This is a genomic window from Burkholderia sp. D-99 (assembly GCF_011605345.1).
Lineage (GTDB): Bacteria > Pseudomonadota > Gammaproteobacteria > Burkholderiales > Burkholderiaceae > Burkholderia.
On the sequence record NZ_JAAOXM010000021.1, the window covers coordinates 1 to 24,062 of the forward strand.

15 protein-coding genes and 4 tRNA genes are annotated in these 24,062 nt (G+C 61.2%); all 19 read left to right on the forward strand.

The window, feature by feature from the left end:
• The first annotated feature begins 2,623 nt into the window (after positions 1-2,623).
• The 19 genes from HAV18_RS38295 (at position 2,624) to rpsJ (ending at position 24,023) form a co-directional block, all read left to right on the forward strand.
• Positions 2,624-2,709 (forward strand) — tRNA-Tyr (locus HAV18_RS38295).
• 43 nt (positions 2,710-2,752) lie between these two features.
• Positions 2,753-2,826, forward strand: a tRNA-Gly gene (locus HAV18_RS38300).
• 24 nt (positions 2,827-2,850) lie between these two features.
• Positions 2,851-2,925 (forward strand) — tRNA-Thr (locus HAV18_RS38305).
• Between the two features lie 66 nt (positions 2,926-2,991).
• Entirely contained in the window at positions 2,992-4,182 is a 1,191-nt protein-coding gene (gene tuf / locus HAV18_RS38310) for an elongation factor Tu (protein WP_011350666.1), read from the forward strand.
• 59 nt (positions 4,183-4,241) lie between these two features.
• Positions 4,242-4,317 (forward strand) — tRNA-Trp (locus HAV18_RS38315).
• Positions 4,318-4,360: 43 nt separating this feature from the next.
• Complete coding sequence (secE, locus tag HAV18_RS38320; RefSeq protein ID WP_006482892.1) at positions 4,361-4,741, forward strand: preprotein translocase subunit SecE; 381 nt, start codon at positions 4,361-4,363, stop codon at positions 4,739-4,741.
• A 1-nt stretch (position 4,742) separates the two neighbouring features.
• Positions 4,743-5,300 carry a transcription termination/antitermination protein NusG gene (nusG, locus tag HAV18_RS38325; protein WP_006400672.1) on the forward strand — a complete coding sequence of 186 codons (558 nt, stop codon included), beginning with the start codon at positions 4,743-4,745 and terminating at the stop codon, positions 5,298-5,300.
• A 141-nt stretch (positions 5,301-5,441) separates the two neighbouring features.
• A complete protein-coding gene (gene rplK / locus HAV18_RS38330) occupies positions 5,442-5,873 on the forward strand; it encodes a 50S ribosomal protein L11 (protein WP_006477201.1) in 432 nt (143 codons plus the stop codon).
• A complete protein-coding gene (gene rplA, locus HAV18_RS38335; RefSeq protein WP_006482906.1) occupies positions 5,874-6,572 on the forward strand; it encodes a 50S ribosomal protein L1 in 699 nt (232 codons plus the stop codon).
• Positions 6,573-6,867: 295 nt separating this feature from the next.
• Positions 6,868-7,365, forward strand: a complete 498-nt coding sequence (rplJ, locus tag HAV18_RS38340) for a 50S ribosomal protein L10 (RefSeq protein ID WP_021161756.1) — start codon at positions 6,868-6,870, stop codon at positions 7,363-7,365.
• A 63-nt stretch (positions 7,366-7,428) separates the two neighbouring features.
• Complete coding sequence (gene rplL / locus HAV18_RS38345) at positions 7,429-7,803, forward strand: 50S ribosomal protein L7/L12 (protein ID WP_047899578.1); 375 nt, start codon at positions 7,429-7,431, stop codon at positions 7,801-7,803.
• A 377-nt stretch (positions 7,804-8,180) separates the two neighbouring features.
• Positions 8,181-12,287: a DNA-directed RNA polymerase subunit beta gene (rpoB, locus tag HAV18_RS38350; RefSeq protein ID WP_166966031.1), complete on the forward strand. Its 4,107-nt coding sequence runs from the start codon at positions 8,181-8,183 to the stop codon at positions 12,285-12,287.
• A gap of 21 nt (positions 12,288-12,308) precedes the next feature.
• Entirely contained in the window at positions 12,309-16,556 is a 4,248-nt protein-coding gene (gene rpoC, locus HAV18_RS38355) for a DNA-directed RNA polymerase subunit beta' (RefSeq protein ID WP_166966033.1), read from the forward strand.
• A 316-nt stretch (positions 16,557-16,872) separates the two neighbouring features.
• On the forward strand, positions 16,873-18,720 hold the full coding sequence (gene recQ, locus HAV18_RS38360) for a DNA helicase RecQ (protein WP_166966035.1): 1,848 nt from the start codon (positions 16,873-16,875) through the stop codon (positions 18,718-18,720).
• Positions 18,721-18,947: 227 nt separating this feature from the next.
• On the forward strand, positions 18,948-19,328 hold the full coding sequence (rpsL, locus tag HAV18_RS38365) for a 30S ribosomal protein S12 (protein WP_166966037.1): 381 nt from the start codon (positions 18,948-18,950) through the stop codon (positions 19,326-19,328).
• Between the two features lie 172 nt (positions 19,329-19,500).
• Complete coding sequence (rpsG, locus tag HAV18_RS38370) at positions 19,501-19,971, forward strand: 30S ribosomal protein S7 (protein WP_006477195.1); 471 nt, start codon at positions 19,501-19,503, stop codon at positions 19,969-19,971.
• Between the two features lie 123 nt (positions 19,972-20,094).
• Positions 20,095-22,197 (forward strand): elongation factor G, encoded by a 2,103-nt coding sequence (gene fusA, locus HAV18_RS38375; RefSeq protein WP_166966039.1) that lies wholly within the window; start codon positions 20,095-20,097, stop codon positions 22,195-22,197.
• A 39-nt stretch (positions 22,198-22,236) separates the two neighbouring features.
• Entirely contained in the window at positions 22,237-23,427 is a 1,191-nt protein-coding gene (tuf, locus tag HAV18_RS38380) for an elongation factor Tu (protein ID WP_011350666.1), read from the forward strand.
• Positions 23,428-23,711: 284 nt separating this feature from the next.
• The gene (gene rpsJ, locus HAV18_RS38385) at positions 23,712-24,023 is read left to right on the forward strand and encodes a 30S ribosomal protein S10 (RefSeq protein ID WP_004199280.1); all 312 of its coding nucleotides are present in this window, start codon (positions 23,712-23,714) and stop codon (positions 24,021-24,023) included.
• The last annotated feature ends 39 nt before the right edge of the window (positions 24,024-24,062 follow it).

Here is a 24,062-nt window from a genome sequence, read left to right on the forward strand (position 1 = left end):
CCGTGAAACGACTCTACGCCGATGATAGTGCGGATTCCCGTGTGAAAGTAGGTAATCGTCAGGCTCCCTAAGCCAGAAACCCCCGCCCGAAAGGCGGGGGTTTTTGCATTTCGGCGACGGAAATGCGTGGAGGATCGGGATGGGCGGCCTGGCTGCAGCTCGAGCTGGGGCCGGGGTGCGGATTCTCCAGGATTGCCATCTACTGGATGGCGCAAAAGGTGGTCGGCCCGATCGGCCTGGCCTGGCCTGGCCTCGCACCGCTAGCCGGCGCTGGCCGGGACCACCATTCAAACATCCAGCCGCCCGCTGTCCACGACAATGGTGATCAGGTCGAGCGGCGACCTCGGCGCGTACCCGACTGCCTCTCGCCGCAGGAGGTGGTCGACCCGATCGGCCTGGCCTCGCACCGCTATCCGGCGCTGGCCGGGACCACCATTCAAACATCCAGCCACCCGCTGTCCACGACAATGCTGATCAGGTCGAGCGGCGACCTCGGCGCGTACCCGACTGCCTCTCGCCGCAGGAGGTGGTCGACCCGATCGGCCTGGCCTCGCACCGCTATCCGGCGCTGGCCGGGACCACCATTCAAACATCCAGCCACCCGCTGTCCACGACAATGCTGATCAGCTCGAGCGGCGACCTCAGCACGTACCTGACTGCCTCTCGACGCAGATTTGAGTGTTGCTGGTTGCGGCCTGGAGCGGCATCGCCAACTGCTCGATTACCGGTTATCGTGCGCCGTTTATCGATGTATTGAGTTCATCCTCAGCCAAAAATCAACTTTGCGATTTCGTACCCAAAGGGCGGGGCTGGCGGTCCCCGGCACGCCCGTGAGCGGTCGGCGTGATCCGGGTAACGAGTCGTGTATTCCTGGCGTTTGGCGTGTTTTGGCGCGTAAGCGCCGAGCGACTGTTGCCACTCGAGAGCGCGAAGTCGGATTGCACCCAAAACGACATCGTGTAGTCATTATGAGTCTTTTGTGTCTCAACTTGTCGCATCCTCTCTCAAGCTGACTCGCGCGAAGAAACGGCCGCGTGCGGCCCGCCGCACGGAAACCCTCGACGCGTAGCGCGAACCGGACGTACGCGAGTTCCTCAATCGGATGGCGTCGGAAATCCGCGCTGTTCCTTTTTTGGTGAGCGCGGGCTGCATGTCTCTCAACATGTAGATTTCTTTGACGAGTGAATAGGAGGCGCCACCAAGGCAGTCTCGCCCATCGCCCATCGCCCATCGCCCATCGCCCTTCGCCCTTCGCCCTTCGCCCTTCGCCCTTCGCCCTTCGCCCATTGGCGCGAAGGGCGTGCCGCCCGCGTCGACGCTGGTCGATCGCACTGCGCATGCGGTACCCGTATCGCTGAGTGCGGAGTCATCGCCCGGCGAAAACCGAGGCGTCGTGTTCCGGCCTTGATCTCGAGTCAGCGAGGGCAGAGCTGGGCAGCGAGCGGTGGTCGTTAACGACCGGATGTCGCACGCCAGCTTTCCCGTGTTTTCGGATGAGTGCGGCGCGGAGAGCGCGCCGGTGTCGAGTCGCACGCAGGTATTGGCGTTTAGCTGCACGGGGCGGGCATCGTACGGGCATGCGGGATGTGTCGCGGATTCGCCGCGATAGGTTGACCAGATGCTGACGTTGGCCGGTTTGCGCGACGCCAAAACGCATTGGGCAGCGTACGGCAGAAAGTTCGTCGAGATTGCTGCAACAAGCCTGGGCGGCAGCCGTTGGCGCGGCCTTATGCCGTCGCCGAGTAACGGCTGCTATGCGTCGATCCAGGCTGGGCTGCCCAATTCATTTGGCGACGCGCCATCACAGGCGCCGGAGGCGTTGAGGTCCGTCGACGCACTGTTGCTCAACCACGCATGGGCGATCGCATCCTCAGTCCACGAGGGCGCGTCAATCGAATCGAGGCACTCGGCAGTGAGCGCGGGCTTGAACCTGCCATATGCGGCGAGCGCCGCAGTTGCTGGCGGTCGTCTTTGGGGTGCGCCGGTAAGTCAGGGCCTGCTGACAGAACTGGGCGATCATGCTCAAGCGACACCAGGCGCTTGCCGGGCCGGTGGCATGTGCGGTCAAAACCATGAAGACCATCAAAAGGGCGGACAGACGCTTGAGGATCCGAGTCGCGAGGGGCGAGCAGGAGACCCGGGATCGTATCCCGCCTGTCGCTGAAGTTGGCAAAGACCAGCGCCGCGACCAAGATTTCTCGTTGGATGCCTCGGCGCGAACTCCTGGTGCGACTGCTGCGAACCGCTCGAAAGCCTTGTCGCGTATAGCGCGGCGAGTCTGGCCAGGCAACCCGTGAAATCGGCAGTGAAGTCCCGCGAGATATCTGAAACAGATCATTGAAGTCGCCCGGCACGAAATTTGCAAAAAATTTGCGTCTGCCCGCTTGGCAGAGTGCTCAAGAGGTCGTATGATGGCGGTCTTTCGTTTTCAGCGTAGATGCAGATCGACGTTGAGGGCGGAGTCTGACGAAGATGTGGCACTGATCGGTAGTACCCATGCTTGCCTTAGCCGGGCAAGGGCGGGAGATCGGTGGTTAGGTAGGTGTCGGGAAGAGAGTGAAAATAATCTTCCGGATGTGCTTGACAGAGGTGCGATGCACCCCCATAATCGTCAGTTCTCTACGGAGGGGTGCCCGAGTGGCTAAAGGGGGCAGACTGTAAATCTGTTGGCTTACGCCTACGTTGGTTCGAATCCAACCTCCTCCACCAAGATATCAGCGCAGTGAGTGGTAAGGAATCGTTTGTGGCCCGTGCGGGTGTAGCTCAATGGTAGAGCAGAAGCCTTCCAAGCTTACGACGAGGGTTCGATTCCCTTCACCCGCTCCAGACCGCGAAGTTGAAGCGTAAAGCGCCCATGTGGCTCAGTGGTAGAGCACTCCCTTGGTAAGGGAGAGGTCGGCAGTTCGATCCTGCCCATGGGCACCAGCAGTACAAAGTCAGTGTCTTGTTTGCGCGCGGCGCAACCTGTGAAATTCCTTTTGGGAGTCGAAAATGGCCAAGGGTAAATTCGAGCGGACCAAGCCGCACGTGAACGTTGGTACGATTGGTCACGTTGACCACGGCAAGACGACGCTGACGGCAGCGATCACGACGGTTCTGACGAAGAAGTTCGGCGGCGAAGCGAAGGCATACGACCAGATCGACGCGGCACCGGAAGAAAAGGCACGCGGCATCACGATCAACACGGCACACGTCGAGTACGAAACGGCTAACCGCCACTACGCACACGTCGACTGCCCGGGCCACGCTGACTATGTGAAGAACATGATCACGGGCGCAGCGCAGATGGACGGCGCGATCCTGGTTTGCTCGGCAGCAGACGGCCCGATGCCGCAAACGCGTGAGCACATCCTGCTGGCACGTCAGGTTGGCGTTCCGTACATCATCGTGTTCCTGAACAAGTGCGACATGGTGGACGACGCTGAACTGCTCGAGCTGGTCGAGATGGAAGTTCGCGAACTCCTGTCGAAGTACGACTTCCCGGGCGACGACACGCCGATCGTGAAGGGTTCGGCGAAGCTGGCGCTGGAAGGCGACACGGGCGAGCTGGGCGAAGTGGCGATCATGAGCCTGGCCGACGCGCTGGACACGTACATCCCGACGCCGGAGCGTGCAGTTGACGGCGCGTTCCTGATGCCGGTGGAAGACGTGTTCTCGATCTCGGGCCGTGGTACGGTTGTGACGGGTCGTGTCGAGCGCGGCATCGTGAAGGTTGGCGAAGAAATCGAAATCGTCGGTATCAAGCCGACGGTGAAGACGACCTGCACGGGCGTTGAAATGTTCCGCAAGCTGCTGGACCAAGGTCAGGCAGGCGACAACGTTGGTATCCTGCTGCGCGGCACGAAGCGTGAAGACGTGGAGCGTGGCCAGGTTCTGGCGAAGCCGGGTTCGATCACGCCGCACACGCACTTCACGGCTGAAGTGTACGTGCTGAGCAAGGACGAAGGCGGCCGTCACACGCCGTTCTTCAACAACTACCGTCCGCAGTTCTACTTCCGTACGACGGACGTGACGGGCTCGATCGAGCTGCCGAAGGACAAGGAAATGGTGATGCCGGGCGACAACGTGTCGATCACGGTGAAGCTGATTGCTCCGATCGCGATGGAAGAAGGTCTGCGCTTCGCAATCCGCGAAGGCGGCCGTACGGTCGGCGCTGGCGTCGTCGCCAAGATCATCGAGTAAGCCAGTTATTCGTTGATCGACAGTTTTGGGGCTGGTAGCAGCCAGCCCCAACATGGTTTAGGGGTATAGCTCAACTGGCAGAGCGTCGGTCTCCAAAACCGAAGGTTGGGGGTTCGATTCCCTCTGCCCCTGCCAAAAAATAGCCACGTGTCCTACGTGGCATTTGTTTTAAGGTGTTATGGCGAATCCATCCGTCGAAACTGTAAATACCTCCGGCGATAAGCTGATGCTGGCCCTGGGCGTATTGTTGGTCTTGGCCGGATTCGTGGGCTTCTTCTGGCTGGCCAATCAGCAGTGGTATGTCCGCGGTGCCGCGTTGGCGGTAGGTATCATCGCCGGCGTGGCCGTCGGGCTGATGTCCGCCCCTGGCAAGAGCCTCATCGCCTTTGCCAAGGATTCGTACAAGGAAGTCCGGAAGGTCGTTTGGCCCACCCGCAAGGAAGCAACGCAAACCACACTCGTCGTGTTCGGTTTCGTGCTCGTAATGGCGATTTTCCTCTGGTTGAGTGACAAATCGATCGAATGGGTGATTTTCTCGGCGATTCTGGGTTGGAAATGATATGAGCGATACTCCGGCATCCCCGAGCGGAAAGCGATGGTACGTCGTGCACGCCTACTCCGGTATGGAGAAGAGCGTGCAACGTGCGCTTCAGGAGCGCATCGAACGTGCTGGCATGCAGGACAAATTCGGTCAGATCCTGGTTCCGACCGAAGAAGTGGTCGAAGTCAAAGGCGGCCACAAGGCAGTAACCGAGCGTCGATTCTTCCCCGGCTACGTGCTGGTGGAAATGGAAATGACGGACGAAACGTGGCACCTCGTGAAGAACACCGCGAAGGTCACCGGTTTCGTTGGCGGTGCACGTAATCGCCCGACCCCGATTTCCCCGAAGGAAGTCGAGAAGATCATGTCGCAGATGCAGGAAGGCGTCGAAAAGCCGCGCCCGAAGACCCTGTTCGAAGTCGGCGAGATGGTGCGTGTCAAGGAAGGCCCGTTCACGGACTTCAACGGCACCGTCGAAGAAGTCAACTACGAAAAATCGCGCGTGCGTGTGTCGGTCACCATCTTTGGCCGATCCACTCCGGTCGAACTCGAGTTCGGCCAGGTCGAAAAAGTTTGATCCCGATTCGGTGGGCAGCCTCGGCTGCCCACCTTCGCGCTTACGGCCCGCGTCATGGCCGTTGAGGAGCGTCAGTAGCCAGAGGCGAAAGCGCGTTATCACTCACCGAACGCCCTTCCGGCGTTCCAATGAGGTTCACAAATGGCAAAGAAGATTATCGGCTTTATCAAGCTGCAGATCCCTGCAGGTAAAGCCAACCCGTCGCCGCCGGTCGGTCCGGCACTGGGCCAGCGCGGCCTGAACATCATGGAGTTCTGCAAGGCGTTCAACGCGCAGACTCAAGGTATGGAGCCGGGTCTGCCGGTGCCGGTGGTCATCACGGCATTCGCTGACAAGAGCTTCACGTTCGTGATGAAGACGCCGCCGGCGACCGTCCTGATCAAGAAGGCGGCGAAGGTGGACAAGGGCTCGAGCAAGCCGCACACCGACAAGGTCGGTTCGATCACGCGGGCTCAAGCTGAAGAAATCGCAAAGACCAAGATGCCGGACCTTACGGCAGCTGATCTGGACGCAGCTGTTCGCACCATCGCTGGTAGCGCACGCTCGATGGGCATCACTGTGGAGGGCGTGTAAATGGCTAAGATCTCCAAGCGCCGTCAGGCATTTGCCGCCAAGGTTGATCGTCAGAAGCTGTACGCGATCGAAGACGCACTGAGCCTCGTGAAGGAATGCGCGAGCGCGAAGTTCGACGAGTCGATCGACGTCGCAGTCCAGCTCGGCATCGACGCGAAGAAGTCGGACCAGGTCGTTCGTGGTTCGGTCGTTCTGCCGGCAGGTACGGGCAAGTCGGTTCGCGTTGCGGTGTTCGCGCAAGGCGAGAAGGCCGAGCAGGCACGTGCAGCAGGCGCGGAAATCGTCGGTATGGAAGACCTGGCTGAGCAGATCAAGGCTGGCCAGATGGACTTCGACATCGTGATCGCTTCGCCGGACACGATGCGTATCGTCGGTACGCTCGGCCAGATCCTCGGCCCGCGCGGCCTGATGCCGAACCCGAAGGTCGGCACGGTCACGCCGGACGTCGCAACCGCCGTCAAGAACGCGAAGGCTGGTCAGGTGCAATTCCGTGTCGACAAGGCCGGTATCATCCACGCGACCATCGGCCGTGCATCGTTCGAGCCGACCGCACTGCGTTCGAACCTGTCGGCACTGATCGAAGCGCTGCAGAAGGCCAAGCCGGCAACGAGCAAGGGCGTCTACCTGCGCAAGATCGCACTGTCGAGCACGATGGGCGTTGGCGTGCGTGTCGACCAGGCTACGCTGGCAGCACAGTAAGCAAGTATTCGGGCCGCTTCGTTCGCGAAGCGGCCTACATGGGCTTTGGGCGGTTGTTCGTGCAGCAAGGCGGGCAACCGGTTATCAAAGACCGTTGGTGGGGCGCAGCAGTCAGGTGATCCCTTAATTCAAGCCAACGCAGATGGCGAACCCGAAAAAGTTTTGCAGTGGTGAAGCCGCAGGTCATGAAGCGATTCGTGGCATGAGGTGGAAATACTCCTAACGAGGTCGGACGCCGTTGTTGAACGAGGTACGTGAGGTTTCGTGCCGAACGTATCGTTTCTGGAGGCTAACCGTGCCGCTTAATAGAGAAGACAAGCAAGCCGTCGTCGCTGAGGTTTCCGCGCAAGTCGCGAAGGCCCAGACCGTTGTGCTGGCTGAGTATCGTGGAATTGCGGTTGGCGATCTGACCAAGCTGCGCGCGAAAGCGCGTGAGCAACAGGTTTACCTGCGCGTGTTGAAGAACACGCTGGCGCGTCGCGCTGTCGAAGGTACGCCGTTTGCTCCGCTGGCAGAGCAGATGACTGGTCCGCTGATCTACGGCATCTCGGAAGATGCAATTGCTGCTGCTAAGGTCGTCAACGACTTCAGCAAGAGCAATGACAAGTTGGTCATCAAGGCTGGTTCGTTCGATGGCAAGGTGATGGACAAGGCTGGCGTGCAAGCGCTGGCAAGCATCCCGAGCCGCGAAGAACTGCTCTCGAAGCTGCTGTTCGTTATGCAATCGCCTGTTTCGGGCTTCGCGCGTGCTCTGGCCGCGCTGGCCGAGAAGAAGCAAGCGGAAGCTGCGTAATCGAGCGTGCATCAGCGTCATTGATCGCTGGCTGTATCCGAATTCAATTTAGGAGTATTTCAAATGGCAATCGCAAAAGAAGACATCCTGGCAGCAGTCGAAGGGATGACCGTTCTGGAACTGAACGAACTGGTCAAGGCGTTCGAAGAGAAGTTTGGCGTGTCGGCAGCTGCAGTGGCAGTCGCTGGCCCGGCAGGCGGCGGCGCTGCTGCTGCTGCTGAAGAACAGACCGAATTCACGGTCGTTCTGGCTGAAGCAGGCGCCAACAAGGTTTCGGTCATCAAGGCCGTTCGTGAACTGACGGGCCTGGGCCTGAAGGAAGCGAAGGACCTGGTTGACGGCGCACCGAAGGCTGTCAAGGAAGGCGTCGCTAAGGCTGCTGCTGAAGAAGCGAAGAAGAAGCTGGAAGACGCAGGCGCGAAGGCCGAAATCAAGTAAGTTTCGGCGCGCTGTGCGAAGGCTGGCGGTATTTTCACCGCCGGCCTTTTTGTGCTTTGTGGGGACGTTATTCTGGCACTCATTCGGGAGCCCGAATAATCGGCCCCAGAGGCCAAAGAAAACCGCCTAATCGGTGTCGTTGGTCACGATTGGCGTTTCTCTTTGTCTTCTGAAGCGACTGCAGAAGGCAAGTTTGGTCGGGTAGCGGGCAACACAGGCATCCGCTGCCGTCAGCCAGCGGTTGGTAGCGGCCAACCACCAAGCTTCTCGGCTCGTTCAAGCCGTCGGACGGCCATCGGGTCTCAGTCGGTGAACACTCGGGTTTGAAACGTCCAGGTATTCCGCCTCGATAGCACCCGCCGTGATTCGGAGATCGTATGCAATATTCCTTCACCGAGAAGAAGCGCATTCGCAAGAGTTTCGCGAAGCGCCCCATCGTTCACCAAGTTCCTTTCTTGCTGGCTACCCAGCTTGAATCATTCAGCACGTTTCTGCAAGCCGATGTGCTCGCGACGCAACGCAAGCCTGAAGGTTTGCAGGCTGCGTTCACATCGGTATTTCCCATTGTTTCGCACAACGGCTTCGCGCGCCTCGAGTTCGTGAGCTATGCGCTGTCCTCGCCGGCATTCAACATCAAGGAATGCCAGCAACGGGGCCTGACGTACTGTTCCGCGCTGCGCGCGAAGGTGCGCCTTGTCATCCTCGACAAGGAATCGCCGAACAAGCCGGTCGTCAAGGAAGTGAAGGAGCAGGAAGTGTACATGGGCGAAATTCCGCTCATGACGCCGACGGGCTCGTTCGTCATCAACGGCACCGAGCGAGTCATCGTCTCGCAGCTGCACCGTTCGCCGGGCGTGTTCTTCGAGCACGACAAGGGCAAGACCCACAGCTCGGGCAAGCTGCTGTTCTCGGCGCGGATCATTCCGTACCGCGGTTCGTGGCTCGACTTCGAATTCGACCCGAAGGACATCCTGTACTTCCGCGTCGACCGCCGCCGCAAGATGCCGGTCACGATCCTGCTGAAGGCCATCGGCCTTACGCCGGAACAGATCCTCGCGAACTTCTTCGTGTTCGACAACTTCACGCTGATGGACGAAGGCGCGCAACTCGAGTTCGTGCCCGAGCGCCTGCGTGGTGAAGTCGCGCGTTTCGACATCACGGATCGCGACGGCAAGGTCATTGTCCAGAAGGACAAGCGGATCAACGCGAAGCACATTCGCGACCTCGAAGCCGCGAAGACCAAGTTCATCTCGGTGCCGGAAGACTATCTGCTCGGCCGCGTGCTGGCGAAGAACGTCGTCGACGGCGACACCGGCGAAGTGATCGCGAGCGCGAACGAAGAAGTCACGGAAAGCGTGCTCGAGAAGCTGCGCGAAGCGGGCATCAAGGACATCCAGACGCTCTACACGAACGATCTGGACCAGGGCCCGTACATCTCGTCGACGCTGCGTGTCGACGAAACGACCGACCGGACCGCCGCGCGCATCGCGATCTACCGCATGATGCGTCCGGGCGAGCCGCCGACCGAAGAAGCGGTCGAGGCACTGTTCAACCGTCTGTTCTACAGCGAAGAAGCGTACGACCTGTCGAAGGTCGGCCGCATGAAGTTCAACCGCCGCGTCAGCCGTGACGAGATCACCGGCCCGATGACGCTGCAGGACGACGACATCCTCGCGACGATCAAGATCCTCGTCGAGCTGCGCAACGGCAAGGGCGAAGTGGACGACATCGACCACCTCGGCAACCGTCGCGTGCGTTGCGTCGGCGAACTGGCGGAAAACCAGTTCCGCGCAGGTCTCGTGCGTGTCGAGCGCGCAGTCAAGGAACGCCTCGGCCAGGCCGAAAGCGAAAACCTGATGCCGCACGACCTGATCAACTCGAAGCCGATTTCGTCGGCGATCCGCGAGTTCTTCGGTTCGTCGCAGCTGTCGCAGTTCATGGACCAGACCAACCCGCTGTCGGAAATCACGCACAAGCGCCGCGTTTCCGCACTGGGCCCGGGCGGTCTGACGCGTGAGCGCGCAGGCTTTGAAGTCCGCGACGTGCACCCGACCCACTATGGCCGCGTGTGCCCGATCGAAACGCCGGAAGGTCCGAACATCGGCCTGATCAACTCGCTCGCACTGTACGCGCACCTGAACGAGTACGGCTTCCTCGAGACGCCGTACCGCAAGGTCGTGGACAGCAAGGTGACCGACCAGATCGATTACCTGTCGGCGATCGAGGAAGGCCGTTACATGATCGCGCAGGCGAACGCCGCGATCGACGAGAACGGCACGCTGATCGACGAACTCGTGTCGTCGCGTGAAGCCGGCGAAACGATGATGGTCACGCCGGACCGCATCCAGTACATGGACGTCGCGCCGTCGCAGATCGTGTCGGTTGCAGCCTCGCTGATCCCGTTCCTCGAGCACGACGATGCGAACCGTGCATTGATGGGTTCGAACATGCAGCGTCAGGCCGTGCCGTGTCTGCGTCCGGAAAAGCCGGTCGTCGGTACGGGTATCGAGCGCACCTGCGCGGTCGACTCGGGTACGACGGTTCAGGCGTTCCGCGGCGGCGTCGTCGACTATGTCGACGCAGGCCGTATCGTGATTCGCGTGAACGACGACGAAGCGGTCGCAGGTGAAGTCGGTGTCGACATCTACAACCTGATCAAGTACACGCGTTCGAACCAGAACACGAACATCAACCAGCGTCCGATCGTGAAGATGGGCGACAAGGTCTCGCGCGGCGACGTGCTGGCCGACGGCGCCTCGACGGACCTGGGTGAGCTCGCGCTCGGTCAGAACATGCTGATCGCGTTCATGCCGTGGAACGGCTACAACTTCGAAGATTCGATCCTGATCTCGGAGAAGGTGGTTGCGGACGATCGCTACACGTCGATCCACATCGAAGAGCTGAACGTCGTTGCACGCGACACGAAGCTCGGGCCGGAAGAAATCACGCGCGACATCTCGAACCTGGCGGAAGTCCAGCTCGGCCGTCTCGACGAATCGGGCATCGTGTACATCGGTGCCGAAGTCGAAGCGGGCGACGTGATGGTCGGCAAGGTCACGCCGAAGGGCGAAACCCAGCTGACGCCGGAAGAGAAGCTGCTGCGCGCGATCTTCGGTGAGAAGGCTTCGGACGTGAAGGACACGTCGCTGCGCGTGCCGTCGGGCATGAGCGGCACCGTGATCGACGTCCAGGTGTTCACGCGTGAAGGCATCCAGCGCGACAAGCGTGCGCAACAGATCATCGACGATGAACTGAAGCGCTACCGTCTCGACCTGAACGACCAGCTGCGCATCGTGGAAGGCGACGCGTTCCAGCGTCTCGCGCGCATGCTCGTGGGCAAGGTCGCGAACGGCGGTCCGAAGAAGCTCGCGAAGGGCACGAAGATCGACCAGGCTTACCTGGAAGACCTCGACCACTACCACTGGTTCGACATCCGCCTGGCGGACGACGAAGCAGCGGCGCAGCTCGAAGCGATCAAGAACTCGATCGAAGAAAAGCGTCACCAGTTCGACCTCGCGTTCGAAGAGAAGCGCAAGAAGCTCACGCAAGGCGACGAACTGCCGCCGGGCGTGCTGAAGATGGTCAAGGTGTACCTTGCGGTGAAGCGTCGTCTGCAGCCTGGCGACAAGATGGCAGGCCGTCACGGTAACAAGGGTGTCGTGTCGAAGATCGTCCCGATCGAAGACATGCCGTACATGGCCGATGGCCGTCCGGCTGACGTCGTGCTGAACCCGCTGGGCGTTCCGTCGCGGATGAACGTGGGTCAGGTTCTGGAAGTGCACCTCGGCTGGGCCGCGAAGGGCCTCGGCTGGCGTATCGGCGAAATGCTGCAGCGTCAGGCGAAGATCGAGGAAATGCGCGTGTTCCTGACGAAGATCTACAACGACTCGGGCCGCCAGGAAGATCTGGAAAGCTTCACCGACGACGAGATCCTCGAACTCGCGAAGAACCTGCGCGAAGGCGTGCCGTTCGCAACGCCGGTGTTCGACGGTGCGACCGAGGAAGAAATGGGCAAGATGCTCAACCTCGCGTTCCCGGACGACATCGCTGAACAGCTCGGCATGAACCCGTCGAAGAACCAGGTCCGTCTGTACGACGGCCGCACGGGTGAAATGTTCGAACGTCGCGTGACGCTCGGCTACATGCACTACCTGAAGCTGCACCACTTGGTCGACGACAAGATGCACGCGCGTTCGACCGGCCCGTACTCGCTCGTCACGCAGCAGCCGCTGGGTGGTAAGGCGCAGTTCGGTGGCCAGCGTTTCGGTGAAATGGAAGTGTGGGCGCTCGAAGCGTACGGCGCGTCCTACGTGCTGCAGGAAATGCTGACGGTGAAGTCGGACGACGTGAACGGCCGGACCAAGGTGTACGAAAACCTGGTCAAGGGTGATCACGTCATCGATGCAGGCATGCCGGAATCCTTCAACGTGCTCGTGAAGGAAATCCGCTCGCTCGGTATCGATATCGATCTCGACCGCAATTAATCGGACTACGGAGAGAAAGCAATGAAAGCTCTGCTCGATCTATTCAAGCAAGTCCAACAGGAAGAAGTTTTCGACGCGATCAAGATCGGTCTGGCTTCGCCTGACAAGATCCGTTCGTGGTCGTTCGGCGAAGTGAAGAAGCCGGAGACCATCAACTACCGTACGTTCAAGCCGGAACGCGATGGTCTCTTCTGCGCGAAGATCTTCGGGCCGATCAAGGACTACGAGTGCCTGTGCGGCAAGTACAAGCGCCTGAAGCACCGCGGCGTGATCTGCGAGAAGTGCGGCGTCGAAGTGACGCTGGCGAAGGTGCGTCGTGAACGGATGGGCCACATCGAGCTGGCCTCGCCGGTCGCGCACATCTGGTTCCTGAAGTCGCTGCCGTCGCGTCTGGGCATGGTGCTCGACATGACGCTGCGCGACATCGAACGCGTGCTGTACTTCGAAGCCTATGTGGTGATCGAACCGGGCATGACGCCGCTGAAGGCGCGGCAGATCATGACCGAAGAGGATTACTACAACAAGGTCGAGGAATACGGCGACGAATTCCGTGCCGAAATGGGCGCGGAAGGCGTGCGTGAACTGCTGCGCGCGATCAACATCGACGAGCAGGTCGAGACGCTGCGTACCGAGCTGAAGAACACCGGCTCGGAAGCGAAGATCAAGAAGTACGCGAAGCGCCTGAAGGTCCTCGAGGCATTCCAGCGCTCGGGCATCAAGCCCGAGTGGATGATCCTCGAAGTGCTGCCGGTGCTGCCGCCGGAACTGCGTCCGCTCGTGCCGCTGGACGGCGGTCGTTTTGCGACGTCGGACCTGAACGACCTGTACCGCCGCGTGATCAACCGTAACAACCGGTTGAAGCGCCTGCTCGAGCTGAAGGCACCTGAAATCATCGTCCGCAACGAAAAGCGGATGCTGCAGGAAGCCGTCGACTCGCTGCTCGACAACGGTCGTCGCGGCAAGGCGATGACGGGCGCGAACAAGCGTCCGCTGAAGTCGCTTGCCGACATGATCAAGGGCAAGGGCGGTCGTTTCCGTCAGAACCTGCTGGGCAAGCGCGTCGACTACTCGGGCCGTTCGGTCATCGTGGTCGGCCCGACGCTGAAGCTGCACCAGTGCGGTCTGCCGAAGCTGATGGCGCTCGAGCTGTTCAAGCCGTTCATCTTCAACAAGCTGGAAGTGATGGGCGTCGCGACGACCATCAAGGCTGCGAAGAAGGAAGTCGAGAACCAGACGCCGGTGGTGTGGGACATCCTCGAAGAGGTGATCCGCGAGCATCCGGTGATGCTGAACCGTGCGCCGACGCTGCACCGTCTCGGTATCCAGGCGTTCGAGCCCGTGCTGATCGAAGGCAAGGCGATCCAGCTGCACCCGCTTGTCTGCGCGGCGTTCAACGCCGACTTCGACGGTGACCAGATGGCCGTTCACGTGCCGCTGTCGCTCGAAGCGCAGATGGAAGCGCGTACGCTGATGCTGGCGTCGAACAACGTGCTGTTCCCGGCCAACGGCGATCCGTCGATCGTGCCGTCGCAGGATATCGTGCTGGGTCTGTACTACGCGACCCGCGAAGCGATCAACGGCAAGGGCGAAGGCCTGTCGTTCACGGGCGTGTCGGAAGCGATCCGTGCGTACGAGAACAAGGAAGTCGAGCTCGCATCGCGCGTCAACGTGCGGATCACCGAAATGGTCCGCAACGAGGACACGTCGGAAGGCGCGCCGCAGTTCGTGCCGAAGATCTCGCTGTACGCGACGACCGTCGGCCGCGCGATCCTGTCGGAGATCCTGCCGCACGGCCTGCCGTTCTCGGTGCTGAACAAGCCGCTGAAGAAGAAGGAAATCTCGCGCCTGATCAACACGGCGTTCCGCAAGTGCGGTCTGCGCGCGACGGTGGTGTTTGCCGACCAGCTGATGCAGTCGGGTTTCCGTCTCGCGACGCGCGCCGGTATTTCGATCTGCGTGGACGACATGCTCGTGCCGCCGCAGAAGGAAACGATCGTCGGCGACGCCGCGAAGAAGGTGAAGGAATACGACCGCCAGTACATGTCGGGTCTCGTCACCGCGCAGGAACGCTACAACAACGTGGTCGACATCTGGTCGGCAACGTCGGAAGCGGTCGGCAAGGCGATGATGGAGCAGCTGTCGACGGAGCCGGTGACGGACCGCGACGGCAACGAGACGCGCCAGGAGTCGTTCAACTCGATCTACATGATGGCCGACTCGGGCGCCCGGGGTTCGGCGGTTCAGATTCGTCAGCTGGCCGGTATGCGGGGCCTGATGGCGAAGCCGGACGGCTCGATTATCGAGACGCCGATTACCGCGAACTTCCGCGAAGGTCTGAACGTGTTGCAGTACTTCATCTCGACCCACGGTGCACGTAAGGGTCTGGCTGATACGGCACTGAAGACCGCGAACTCGGGTTACCTGACGCGTCGTCTCGTCGACGTCACGCAGGATCTGGTCGTGGTGGAAGACGATTGCGGCACGTCGAACGGCGTGGCGATGAAGGCACTGGTCGAAGGCGGTGAAGTCGTCGAAGCGCTGCGCGACCGTATCCTCGGCCGCGTTGCGGTTGCGGACGTCGTGAATCCGGAAACGCAGGAAACGGTGTACGAATCGGGCACGCTGCTCGATGAGACGGCGGTCGAAGAAATCGAACGCCTCGGCATCGACGAAGTGCGCGTGCGCACGCCGCTGACCTGCGAAACGCGCTACGGCCTGTGCGCAGCCTGCTACGGCCGTGACCTCGGCCGCGGCTCGCTCGTGAACGTCGGCGAAGCAGTCGGCGTGATCGCGGCCCAGTCGATCGGTGAACCGGGCACGCAGCTGACGATGCGTACGTTCCACATCGGTGGTGCGGCATCGCGTGCGGCAGTGGCTTCGTCGGTCGAAGCGAAGAGCAACGGTATCGTGCGCTTCACGGCGACGATGCGCTACGTCACGAACGCGAAGGGCGAGCAGATCGTCATTTCCCGTTCGGGCGAAGCGATGATCACCGACGACTTCGGTCGCGAGCGCGAGCGTCACAAAGTGCCGTACGGCGCGACGCTGCTGCAGCTCGACGGCGTGACGATCAAGGCAGGCACGCAGCTCGCCACGTGGGATCCGCTGACGCGTCCGATCATCACCGAGTACGGTGGTACGGTGAAGTTCGAGAACGTCGAGGAAGGCGTGACCGTCGCGAAGCAGATCGACGACGTGACCGGCCTGTCGACGCTGGTCGTGATCGACGTGAAGCGTCGCGGTTCGCAGGCTTCGAAGAGCGTGCGTCCGCAGGTGAAGCTGCTCGACGCGAACGGCGAAGAAGTGAAGATTCCGGGCACGGAGCACGCAGTGCAGATCGGCTTCCAGGTCGGCGCACTGATCACCGTGAAGGATGGCCAGCAGGTGCAGGTCGGTGAAGTGCTCGCACGTATCCCGACGGAAGCGCAGAAGACGCGTGACATTACCGGCGGTCTGCCGCGGGTGGCGGAACTGTTCGAAGCGCGTTCGCCGAAGGATGCCGGCATTCTCGCGGAAGTCACCGGTACGACGTCGTTCGGTAAGGACACGAAGGGCAAGCAGCGTCTCGTCATCACGGATCTCGAGGGCAACCAGCACGAGTTCCTGATCGCGAAGGAAAAGCAGGTTCTGGTTCACGATGCTCAGGTCGTCAACAAGGGCGAAATGATCGTGGACGGTCCGGCCGATCCGCACGACATCCTGCGTCTGCAGGGTATCGAGGCGCTGTCGCGCTACATCGTCGACGAAGTGCAGGACGTGTATCGTCTGCAGGGCGTGAAGATCAACGACAAGCACATCGAGGTGATCGTTCGCCAGATGCTGCGTCGTGTGCAGATCACCGACAACGGCGATACGCGCTTCATCCCGGGCGAACAGGTCGAACGTTCCGACATGCTGGACGAGAACGATCGCATGATCGCCGAGGACAAGCGTCCGGCTTCGTACGACAACGTGCTGCTCGGTATCACGAAGGCATCGCTGTCGACCGACTCGTTCATCTCCGCGGCATCGTTCCAGGAAACGACCCGCGTGCTGACCGAAGCGGCGATCATGGGCAAGCGCGACGATCTGCGTGGCCTGAAGGAAAACGTGATCGTCGGCCGTCTGATTCCGGCCGGTACGGGTCTCGCGTTCCACAAGGCACGCAAGGCGAAGGAATCGTCGGATCGCGAGCGTTTCGACCAGATCGCAGCGGAAGAAGCATTCGACTTCGGCACGCCGAGCGCGCCTGCCGCGGAAGAGCCGCAACAGCACCCGGCAGCCGAGTAAGCGCGGGCGGCGCGAGCCGCCTTGCCTCACGACGCTGTCACCGAAACCGCCCGGTTCTGCCGGGCGGTTTTTTTTCATCTGTCGTTCGCGCGCATGACGCGCCTGTGCCGTGCCGGCCGAGCTTGCTTGCGAGCGATGTCCGGCCTGACTGCAAGCGCTGCCGACGCATCGCAATCACCTGCGGCGCGGCCGTGGCAGGCCCGTCATGCGCGCGAACGAACCCTGGCCGATCGGCCAAAACCGCACGATTCGCCACGCGTCGCGCGAGCGGGTTGTTAAAATCGCGGTCATCGTTTAGCCGTCCCTGTCCTCTTTCATGTCCCGCGCCCTCGAAATCCTCGACGAAGTATTTGGTTATCCCGCCTTTCGCGGCCAGCAGGGCGAAATCGTCGAGCACGTCGCCGGCGGCGGCGATTGTCTCGTGCTGATGCCGACCGGCGGCGGCAAGTCGCTGTGCTACCAGATTCCCGCGCTGCTGCGTCGCGAGGCCGGACAGGGTGCCGGTATCGTCGTGTCGCCGCTGATCGCGCTGATGCAGGACCAGGTCGCCGCACTGCGAGAAGTGGGCGTGCGCGCGGCGTACCTGAATTCGACACTGTCGGGCGCCGAGGCCGCCGCGACCGAGCGTGCGCTGCGCGAAGGCGAAATCGACCTGCTGTACGTCGCGCCCGAACGGCTGATGACCGGGCGCTTCCTCGACCTGCTCGAGCGCGCGAAGATCGGCCTGTTCGCGATCGACGAAGCGCACTGCGTGTCGCAATGGGGGCACGATTTCCGCCCGGAATACATCCAGCTGTCGGTGCTGCACGAGCGATTCCCGTCGGTGCCGCGCATCGCGTTGACCGCCACGGCCGACGCGATCACGCGCGACGAGATCATCCACCGTCTCGCGCTCGACGACGCGCGCGTGTTCGTGTCGAGCTTCGACCGCCCGAACATCCGCTACCGGATCGTCGAAAAGGACAACGCGCGATCGCAGCTGCTCGATTTCATCCGCGCCGAACACACGAATGCCGACGGTACGACGGATGCGGGGGTCGTCTATTGCCTGTCGCGTCGCAAGGTCGAGGAAACGGCCGAATGGCTGAAGGCGCAGGGTGTGCGTGCACTGCCGTATCACGCGGGGATGGAGTTCGAGGTGCGGCAGAAGCACCAGGAAATGTTCCAGCGCGAGGAGGGCATCGTGATGTGCGCGACGATCGCGTTCGGCATGGGCATCGACAAGCCGGACGTGCGCTTCGTCGCGCACCTGGATCTGCCGAAGAGCGTCGAAGGTTACTACCAGGAAACGGGCCGAGCGGGCCGCGACGGGATGCCCGCGAATGCGTGGATGGCGTACGGTCTCGGCGACGTCGTCCAGCAGCGCAAGATGATCGACGAGTCCGATGCGGACGACGCACACAAGCGCGTCCAGACGTCGAAGCTCGACGCGTTGCTCGGGCTGTGCGAGACGATCTCGTGCCGCCGCGTGCGGCTGCTGAACTACTTCGGCGAGGAGAGCAAGCCGTGCGGCAACTGCGATACGTGCCTTGAGCCGCCCGCCTCGTGGGACGCGACGCGTGAGGCGCAGATGGCGCTGTCTTGCGTGTTCCGTGCGCAGCGGGCAAGCGGCTTCAATTTCGGCTCGAGCCACCTGATCGAAATCCTGCGCGGCGGGCGCACCGAGAAGGTGTTGCAGCGGGGGCACGACCAGCTGACGACGTTCGGGATCGGCGCGTCGCTGTCGGAACCCGAGTGGCGCGCGATATTCCGGCAGCTCGTCGCGTACGGCTACCTGGCCGTCGATCATGGCGGCTTCGGCGCGCTCGTGCTGACCGAGGCCGCGAAGCCCGTGCTGAAGAACGAGGAGAAGGTCACGCTGCGCCGTTACGTGAAGCCGCAGCGCACGCGCCAGTCGTCGAGCCGCAGCGGTACGCGCGTCGATCCGACGGCCGGCATGGGCACGCGTGAGCGCGCACGGTGGGATGCGCTGCGCGCATGGCGCGCGGAAACGGCGAAGACGGACGGCGTGCCGGCCTACGTGATCTTCCACGACGCGACGCTCGCCGAGATCGCACGCAACGCGCCGGAGACGATCGACGACCTCCGCCATATCCCCGGCATGGGTGTGCGCAAGCTGGAGCGCTTCGGCGACGAGATCATCGACGTCGTCGAGTCGGCCTGACACAGGCGTTCCGACCCTTCCGGTAAACCACGTGTCCGGCCGGCGAATCACGCAAGCCGTTGACTTAGTTGGTATTTCCGGAATATGATGCTGGGTTCCGGTATTCGGTGGGCCGTGTTGCGTTCGAAAGCTCGCACCCGATTCACCGGTTCGGAAGTCAACTGTGCGCCGATTTTCGCTTTGCCCGAAATCGATGCGCAGATTTTGTTCAATTTCAGGAATAAACAATGCCAACCATCAACCAACTGGTTCGCAAAGGCCGTCAGTCGGAAACGACGAAGAGCAAGAGCCCGGCCCTGCAGGACTGCCCCCAGCGTCGCGGCGTGTGCACCCGTGTGTACACGACGACGCCGAAGAAGCCGAACTCGGCACTCCGTAAGGTCGCCAAGGTTCGTCTGACGAACGGCTTTGAAGTGATTTCGTACATCGGCGGTGAAGGCCACAACCTGCAGGAACACTCGGTTGTGCTGATCCGCGGCGGCCGTGTGAAGGACTTGCCGGGTGTGCGTTACCACATGGTTCGCGGCTCGCTGGATACCCAGGGCGTCAAGGACCGTAAGCAAGCGCGCTCGAAGTACGGCGCGAAGCGTACAAAGGCTGCCAAGTAAGCAGTTTTTGATCAGGGATCGCCGCAGGGCGGTCAAGGCGGGAGTGCCGGATTGCCGGTGCTGTCGAGTAAGTGGTCACCCGGCCAAGCTGGTTAGTCGTGAAGATGTGATCGGGTTTGTTGGTGGCCGCGGAGCTGGAACCAGCTCCAACTGAACAAGTAAAGGAAGAATCATGCCGCGTCGTCGCGAAGTCCCCAAGCGGGAAGTGTTGCCGGATCCGAAGTTCGGTAACGTTGATGTTGCCAAGTTCATGAACATGCTGATGCTGTCCGGCAAGAAGTCGGTCGCAGAGCGCATCGTTTATGGCGCATTCGAACAAATCCAGACCAAGGGTGGCAAGGACCCGCTGGAAGTGTTCACGGTTGCGCTCAACAACGTGAAGCCGGTGGTCGAAGTGAAGAGCCGTCGCGTTGGTGGTGCCAACTATCAAGTTCCGGTCGAAGTGCGCCCGTCGCGTCGTATGGCATTGGCGATGCGCTGGCTGCGTGAGGCTGCGAAGAAGCGTAGCGAGAAGTCGATGGCCCTGCGCCTGGCAGGTGAACTCTCCGAAGCGGCCGAAGGCCGTGGCGGCGCGATGAAGAAGCGCGACGAAGTTCACCGCATGGCAGAAGCCAACCGCGCGTTCTCGCATTTCCGTTTCTAAGCGCCTGGCTGGGCTGTTAGCGGAAATAAATTCCGGGCGGGTGCGCTTTTCAGGCGCCTCGCCCGTTTGTGTTGAAGCGTGATGCAGCAGGGCTGCATCACGTCATCCCAGTAGAGGATCAAAGTGGCTCGCAAGACTCCTATCGAGCGCTACCGCAATATCGGTATTAGCGCTCACATCGACGCCGGCAAAACGACGACGACCGAGCGCATTCTGTTTTACACCGGTGTGAACCACAAGATCGGTGAAGTCCACGACGGCGCAGCCACGATGGACTGGATGGAGCAGGAACAGGAGCGTGGCATCACGATCACGTCCGCTGCTACCACGGCCTTCTGGAAGGGCATGGGCGGCAACTATCCGGAACACCGCATCAACATCATCGACACCCCGGGCCACGTCGACTTCACGATCGAAGTGGAGCGTTCGATGCGCGTGCTCGACGGCGCGTGCATGGTGTACTGCGCAGTGGGCGGCGTGCAGCCGCAGTCGGAAACGGTGTGGCGCCAGGCTAACAAGTACAAGGTGCCCCGTCTCGCGTTCGTCAACAAGATGGACCGTACCGGCGCGAACTTCTTCAAGGTCTACGACCAGCTCCGTCTGCGCCTGAAGGCGAACCCGGTTCCGGTCGTGGTGCCGATCGGTGCGGAAGAAGGCTTCAAGGGCGTCGTCGATCTGATCAAGATGAAGGCGATCATTTGGGACGAAGCGTCGCAAGGCACGAAGTTCGACTACGTCGACATCCCGGCGGAACTCGCCGACACGTGCAACGAGTGGCGTGAAAAGATGGTCGAAGCTGCCGCCGAGTCGAGCGAAGACTTGATGAACAAGTACCTGGAAGCAGGTTCGCTGTCGGAAGACGAGATCGTGAAGGGTCTGCGTGACCGTACGATCGCGTGCGAAATCCAGCCGATGCTGTGCGGTACCGCGTTCAAGAACAAGGGCGTTCAGCGTATGCTCGACGCCGTGATCGACTTCCTGCCGTCGCCGGTCGACATTCCGCCGGTTACGGGCGAACTCGAAAACGGCGAGAAGACGGAGCGTCGTGCTTCCGACGACGAGAAGTTCTCGTCGCTCGCGTTCAAGATCATGACCGACCCGTTCGTCGGCCAGCTGATCTTCTTCCGCGTCTACTCGGGCGTCGTCAATTCGGGCGACACGCTGCTCAATGCGACCAAGGGCAAGAAGGAACGTCTCGGCCGTATTCTGCAGATGCACGCGAACCAGCGCGAAGAAATCAAGGAAGTGCGCGCAGGTGACATCGCTGCAGCGGTGGGCCTGAAGGAAGCGACCACGGGCGACACGCTGTGCGATCCGGCACATCCGATCGTGCTCGAACGCATGATCTTCCCGGAGCCGGTGATTTCGCAGGCCGTCGAGCCGAAGACGAAGGCTGACCAGGAAAAGATGGGCCTGGCGCTGAACCGTCTGGCTCAGGAAGATCCGTCGTTCCGCGTGCAGACCGACGAAGAATCGGGTCAAACGATCATTTCGGGTATGGGCGAGCTCCACCTCGAAATTCTGGTTGACCGGATGAAGCGTGAATTCGGCGTGGAAGCGACCGTCGGCAAGCCGCAGGTTGCTTACCGCGAAACCATCCGCAAGTCGGCCGCGGACGTCGAAGGCAAGTTCGTCAAGCAGTCGGGCGGTCGCGGTCAGTACGGCCATGCGGTCATCACGCTCGAGCGCAGCGAACTGGGCAAGGGCTACGAGTTCATCGACGCGATCAAGGGCGGCGTGATTCCGCGTGAATACATTCCGTCGGTTGACAAGGGTATCCAGGAAACGCTGAAGAGCGGCGTGCTGGCAGGCTTCCCGGTCGTCGACGTGAAGGTCACGCTGACGTTCGGTTCGTACCACGACGTCGACTCGAACGAAAATGCGTTCCGCATGGCTGGTTCGATGGCGTTCAAGGAAGCAATGCGCCGCGCGGATCCGGTTCTGCTCGAGCCGATGATGGCCGTGGAAGTGGAAACGCCGGAAGACTTCATGGGTAACGTGATGGGCGACCTGTCGGGTCGTCGCGGCATTATCCAGGGCATGGACGACATGGTGGGCGGCGGCAAGATCGTGCGCGCCGAAGTGCCGCTGTCGGAAATGTTCGGCTATTCCACGTCGCTGCGGTCGCTCACGCAGGGTCGCGCAACGTACACGATGGAGTTCAAGCACTACGCTGAAGCTCCGAAGAACGTTGCAGAAGCGATCATCAGCGCGAAGTCGAAGTAATTCGCTATCACAATCGATTATTTTTGAAAGAAGAGAATCATGGCAAAAGGTAAATTCGAGCGGACCAAGCCGCACGTGAACGTTGGTACGATTGGTCACGTTGACCACGGCAAGACGACGCTGACGGCAGCGATCACGACGGTTCTGACGAAGAAGTTCGGCGGCGAAGCGAAGGCATACGACCAGATCGACGCGGCACCGGAAGAAAAGGCACGCGGCATCACGATCAACACGGCACACGTCGAGTACGAAACGGCTAACCGCCACTACGCACACGTCGACTGCCCGGGCCACGCTGACTATGTGAAGAACATGATCACGGGCGCAGCGCAGATGGACGGCGCGATCCTGGTTTGCTCGGCAGCAGACGGCCCGATGCCGCAAACGCGTGAGCACATCCTGCTGGCACGTCAGGTTGGCGTTCCGTACATCATCGTGTTCCTGAACAAGTGCGACATGGTGGACGACGCTGAACTGCTCGAGCTGGTCGAGATGGAAGTTCGCGAACTCCTGTCGAAGTACGACTTCCCGGGCGACGACACGCCGATCGTGAAGGGTTCGGCGAAGCTGGCGCTGGAAGGCGACACGGGCGAGCTGGGCGAAGTGGCGATCATGAGCCTGGCCGACGCGCTGGACACGTACATCCCGACGCCGGAGCGTGCAGTTGACGGCGCGTTCCTGATGCCGGTGGAAGACGTGTTCTCGATCTCGGGCCGTGGTACGGTTGTGACGGGTCGTGTCGAGCGCGGCATCGTGAAGGTTGGCGAAGAAATCGAAATCGTCGGTATCAAGCCGACGGTGAAGACGACCTGCACGGGCGTTGAAATGTTCCGCAAGCTGCTGGACCAAGGTCAGGCAGGCGACAACGTTGGTATCCTGCTGCGCGGCACGAAGCGTGAAGACGTGGAGCGTGGCCAGGTTCTGGCGAAGCCGGGTTCGATCACGCCGCACACGCACTTCACGGCTGAAGTGTACGTGCTGAGCAAGGACGAAGGCGGCCGTCACACGCCGTTCTTCAACAACTACCGTCCGCAGTTCTACTTCCGTACGACGGACGTGACGGGCTCGATCGAGCTGCCGAAGGACAAGGAAATGGTGATGCCGGGCGACAACGTGTCGATCACGGTGAAGCTGATTGCTCCGATCGCGATGGAAGAAGGTCTGCGCTTCGCAATCCGCGAAGGCGGCCGTACGGTCGGCGCCGGCGTCGTCGCCAAGATCATCGAGTAATATCGACGATCCGCGGATCCCGACGGGGTCCGCGATTCCGCGGTATGCAAGTCGTACCGTCGAAACCGGGTGTCCAGCTTGCGCTGGCACCCGGTTTTGTTTTTCTGGTGCATCGCGTGGAACGACAAACTCGCACCATCGCTCCAGAATTTCGTGTAGAATCGCGGGCTTAGCAGTGGAAGTACCGTTCGGAACCTGATGTCTCGCTCCCCGCAGGCGTCATGTTTCACGTTCTTTTGGTGTCCGGCGATGCAAGATCGCCTCGCTCTTTTCAAGGAATCGTCATGCAGCAACAGAAAATCCGCATTCGCCTGAAGGCTTTCGACTATCGTCTGATCGATCAATCGGCTGCCGAGATCGTCGATACCGCGAAGCGGACTGGCGCAATCGTCCGTGGCCCGGTGCCGCTGCCGACGCGCATTCAGCGTTTTGACATCCTGCGTTCGCCGCACGTCAACAAGACGTCGCGCGATCAGCTCGAAATCCGCACCCACCAGCGCCTGATGGACATCGTCGATCCGACCGACAAGACGGTTGACGCGCTGATGAAGCTCGACCTGCCGGCTGGCGTCGACGTGGAAATCAAGCTGCAGTAAGGCTTTCGACGCCAATCGGCTTGCCGGTCGGTGCTAAGT

Bases quoted from the DNA above. Each gene is read 5' to 3' on its own strand.
- tuf (WP_011350666.1), top strand. From the start codon at position 22,237: ATGGCAAAAGGTAAATTCGAGCGGACCAAGCCGCACGTGAACGTTGGT.
- secE (WP_006482892.1), top strand. From the start codon at position 4,361: ATGGCGAATCCATCCGTCGAAACTGTAAATACCTCCGGCGATAAGCTG.
- rpoB (WP_166966031.1), top strand. From the start codon at position 8,181: ATGCAATATTCCTTCACCGAGAAGAAGCGCATTCGCAAGAGTTTCGCG.
- rpsL (WP_166966037.1), top strand. From the start codon at position 18,948: ATGCCAACCATCAACCAACTGGTTCGCAAAGGCCGTCAGTCGGAAACG.
- rplK (WP_006477201.1), top strand. From the start codon at position 5,442: ATGGCAAAGAAGATTATCGGCTTTATCAAGCTGCAGATCCCTGCAGGT.
- rplA (WP_006482906.1), top strand. From the start codon at position 5,874: ATGGCTAAGATCTCCAAGCGCCGTCAGGCATTTGCCGCCAAGGTTGAT.
- nusG (WP_006400672.1), top strand. From the start codon at position 4,743: ATGAGCGATACTCCGGCATCCCCGAGCGGAAAGCGATGGTACGTCGTG.
- rpoC (WP_166966033.1), top strand. From the start codon at position 12,309: ATGAAAGCTCTGCTCGATCTATTCAAGCAAGTCCAACAGGAAGAAGTT.
- rplL (WP_047899578.1), top strand. From the start codon at position 7,429: ATGGCAATCGCAAAAGAAGACATCCTGGCAGCAGTCGAAGGGATGACC.
- recQ (WP_166966035.1), top strand. From the start codon at position 16,873: ATGTCCCGCGCCCTCGAAATCCTCGACGAAGTATTTGGTTATCCCGCC.
- tuf (WP_011350666.1), top strand. From the start codon at position 2,992: ATGGCCAAGGGTAAATTCGAGCGGACCAAGCCGCACGTGAACGTTGGT.
- rpsG (WP_006477195.1), top strand. From the start codon at position 19,501: ATGCCGCGTCGTCGCGAAGTCCCCAAGCGGGAAGTGTTGCCGGATCCG.
- rpsJ (WP_004199280.1), top strand. From the start codon at position 23,712: ATGCAGCAACAGAAAATCCGCATTCGCCTGAAGGCTTTCGACTATCGT.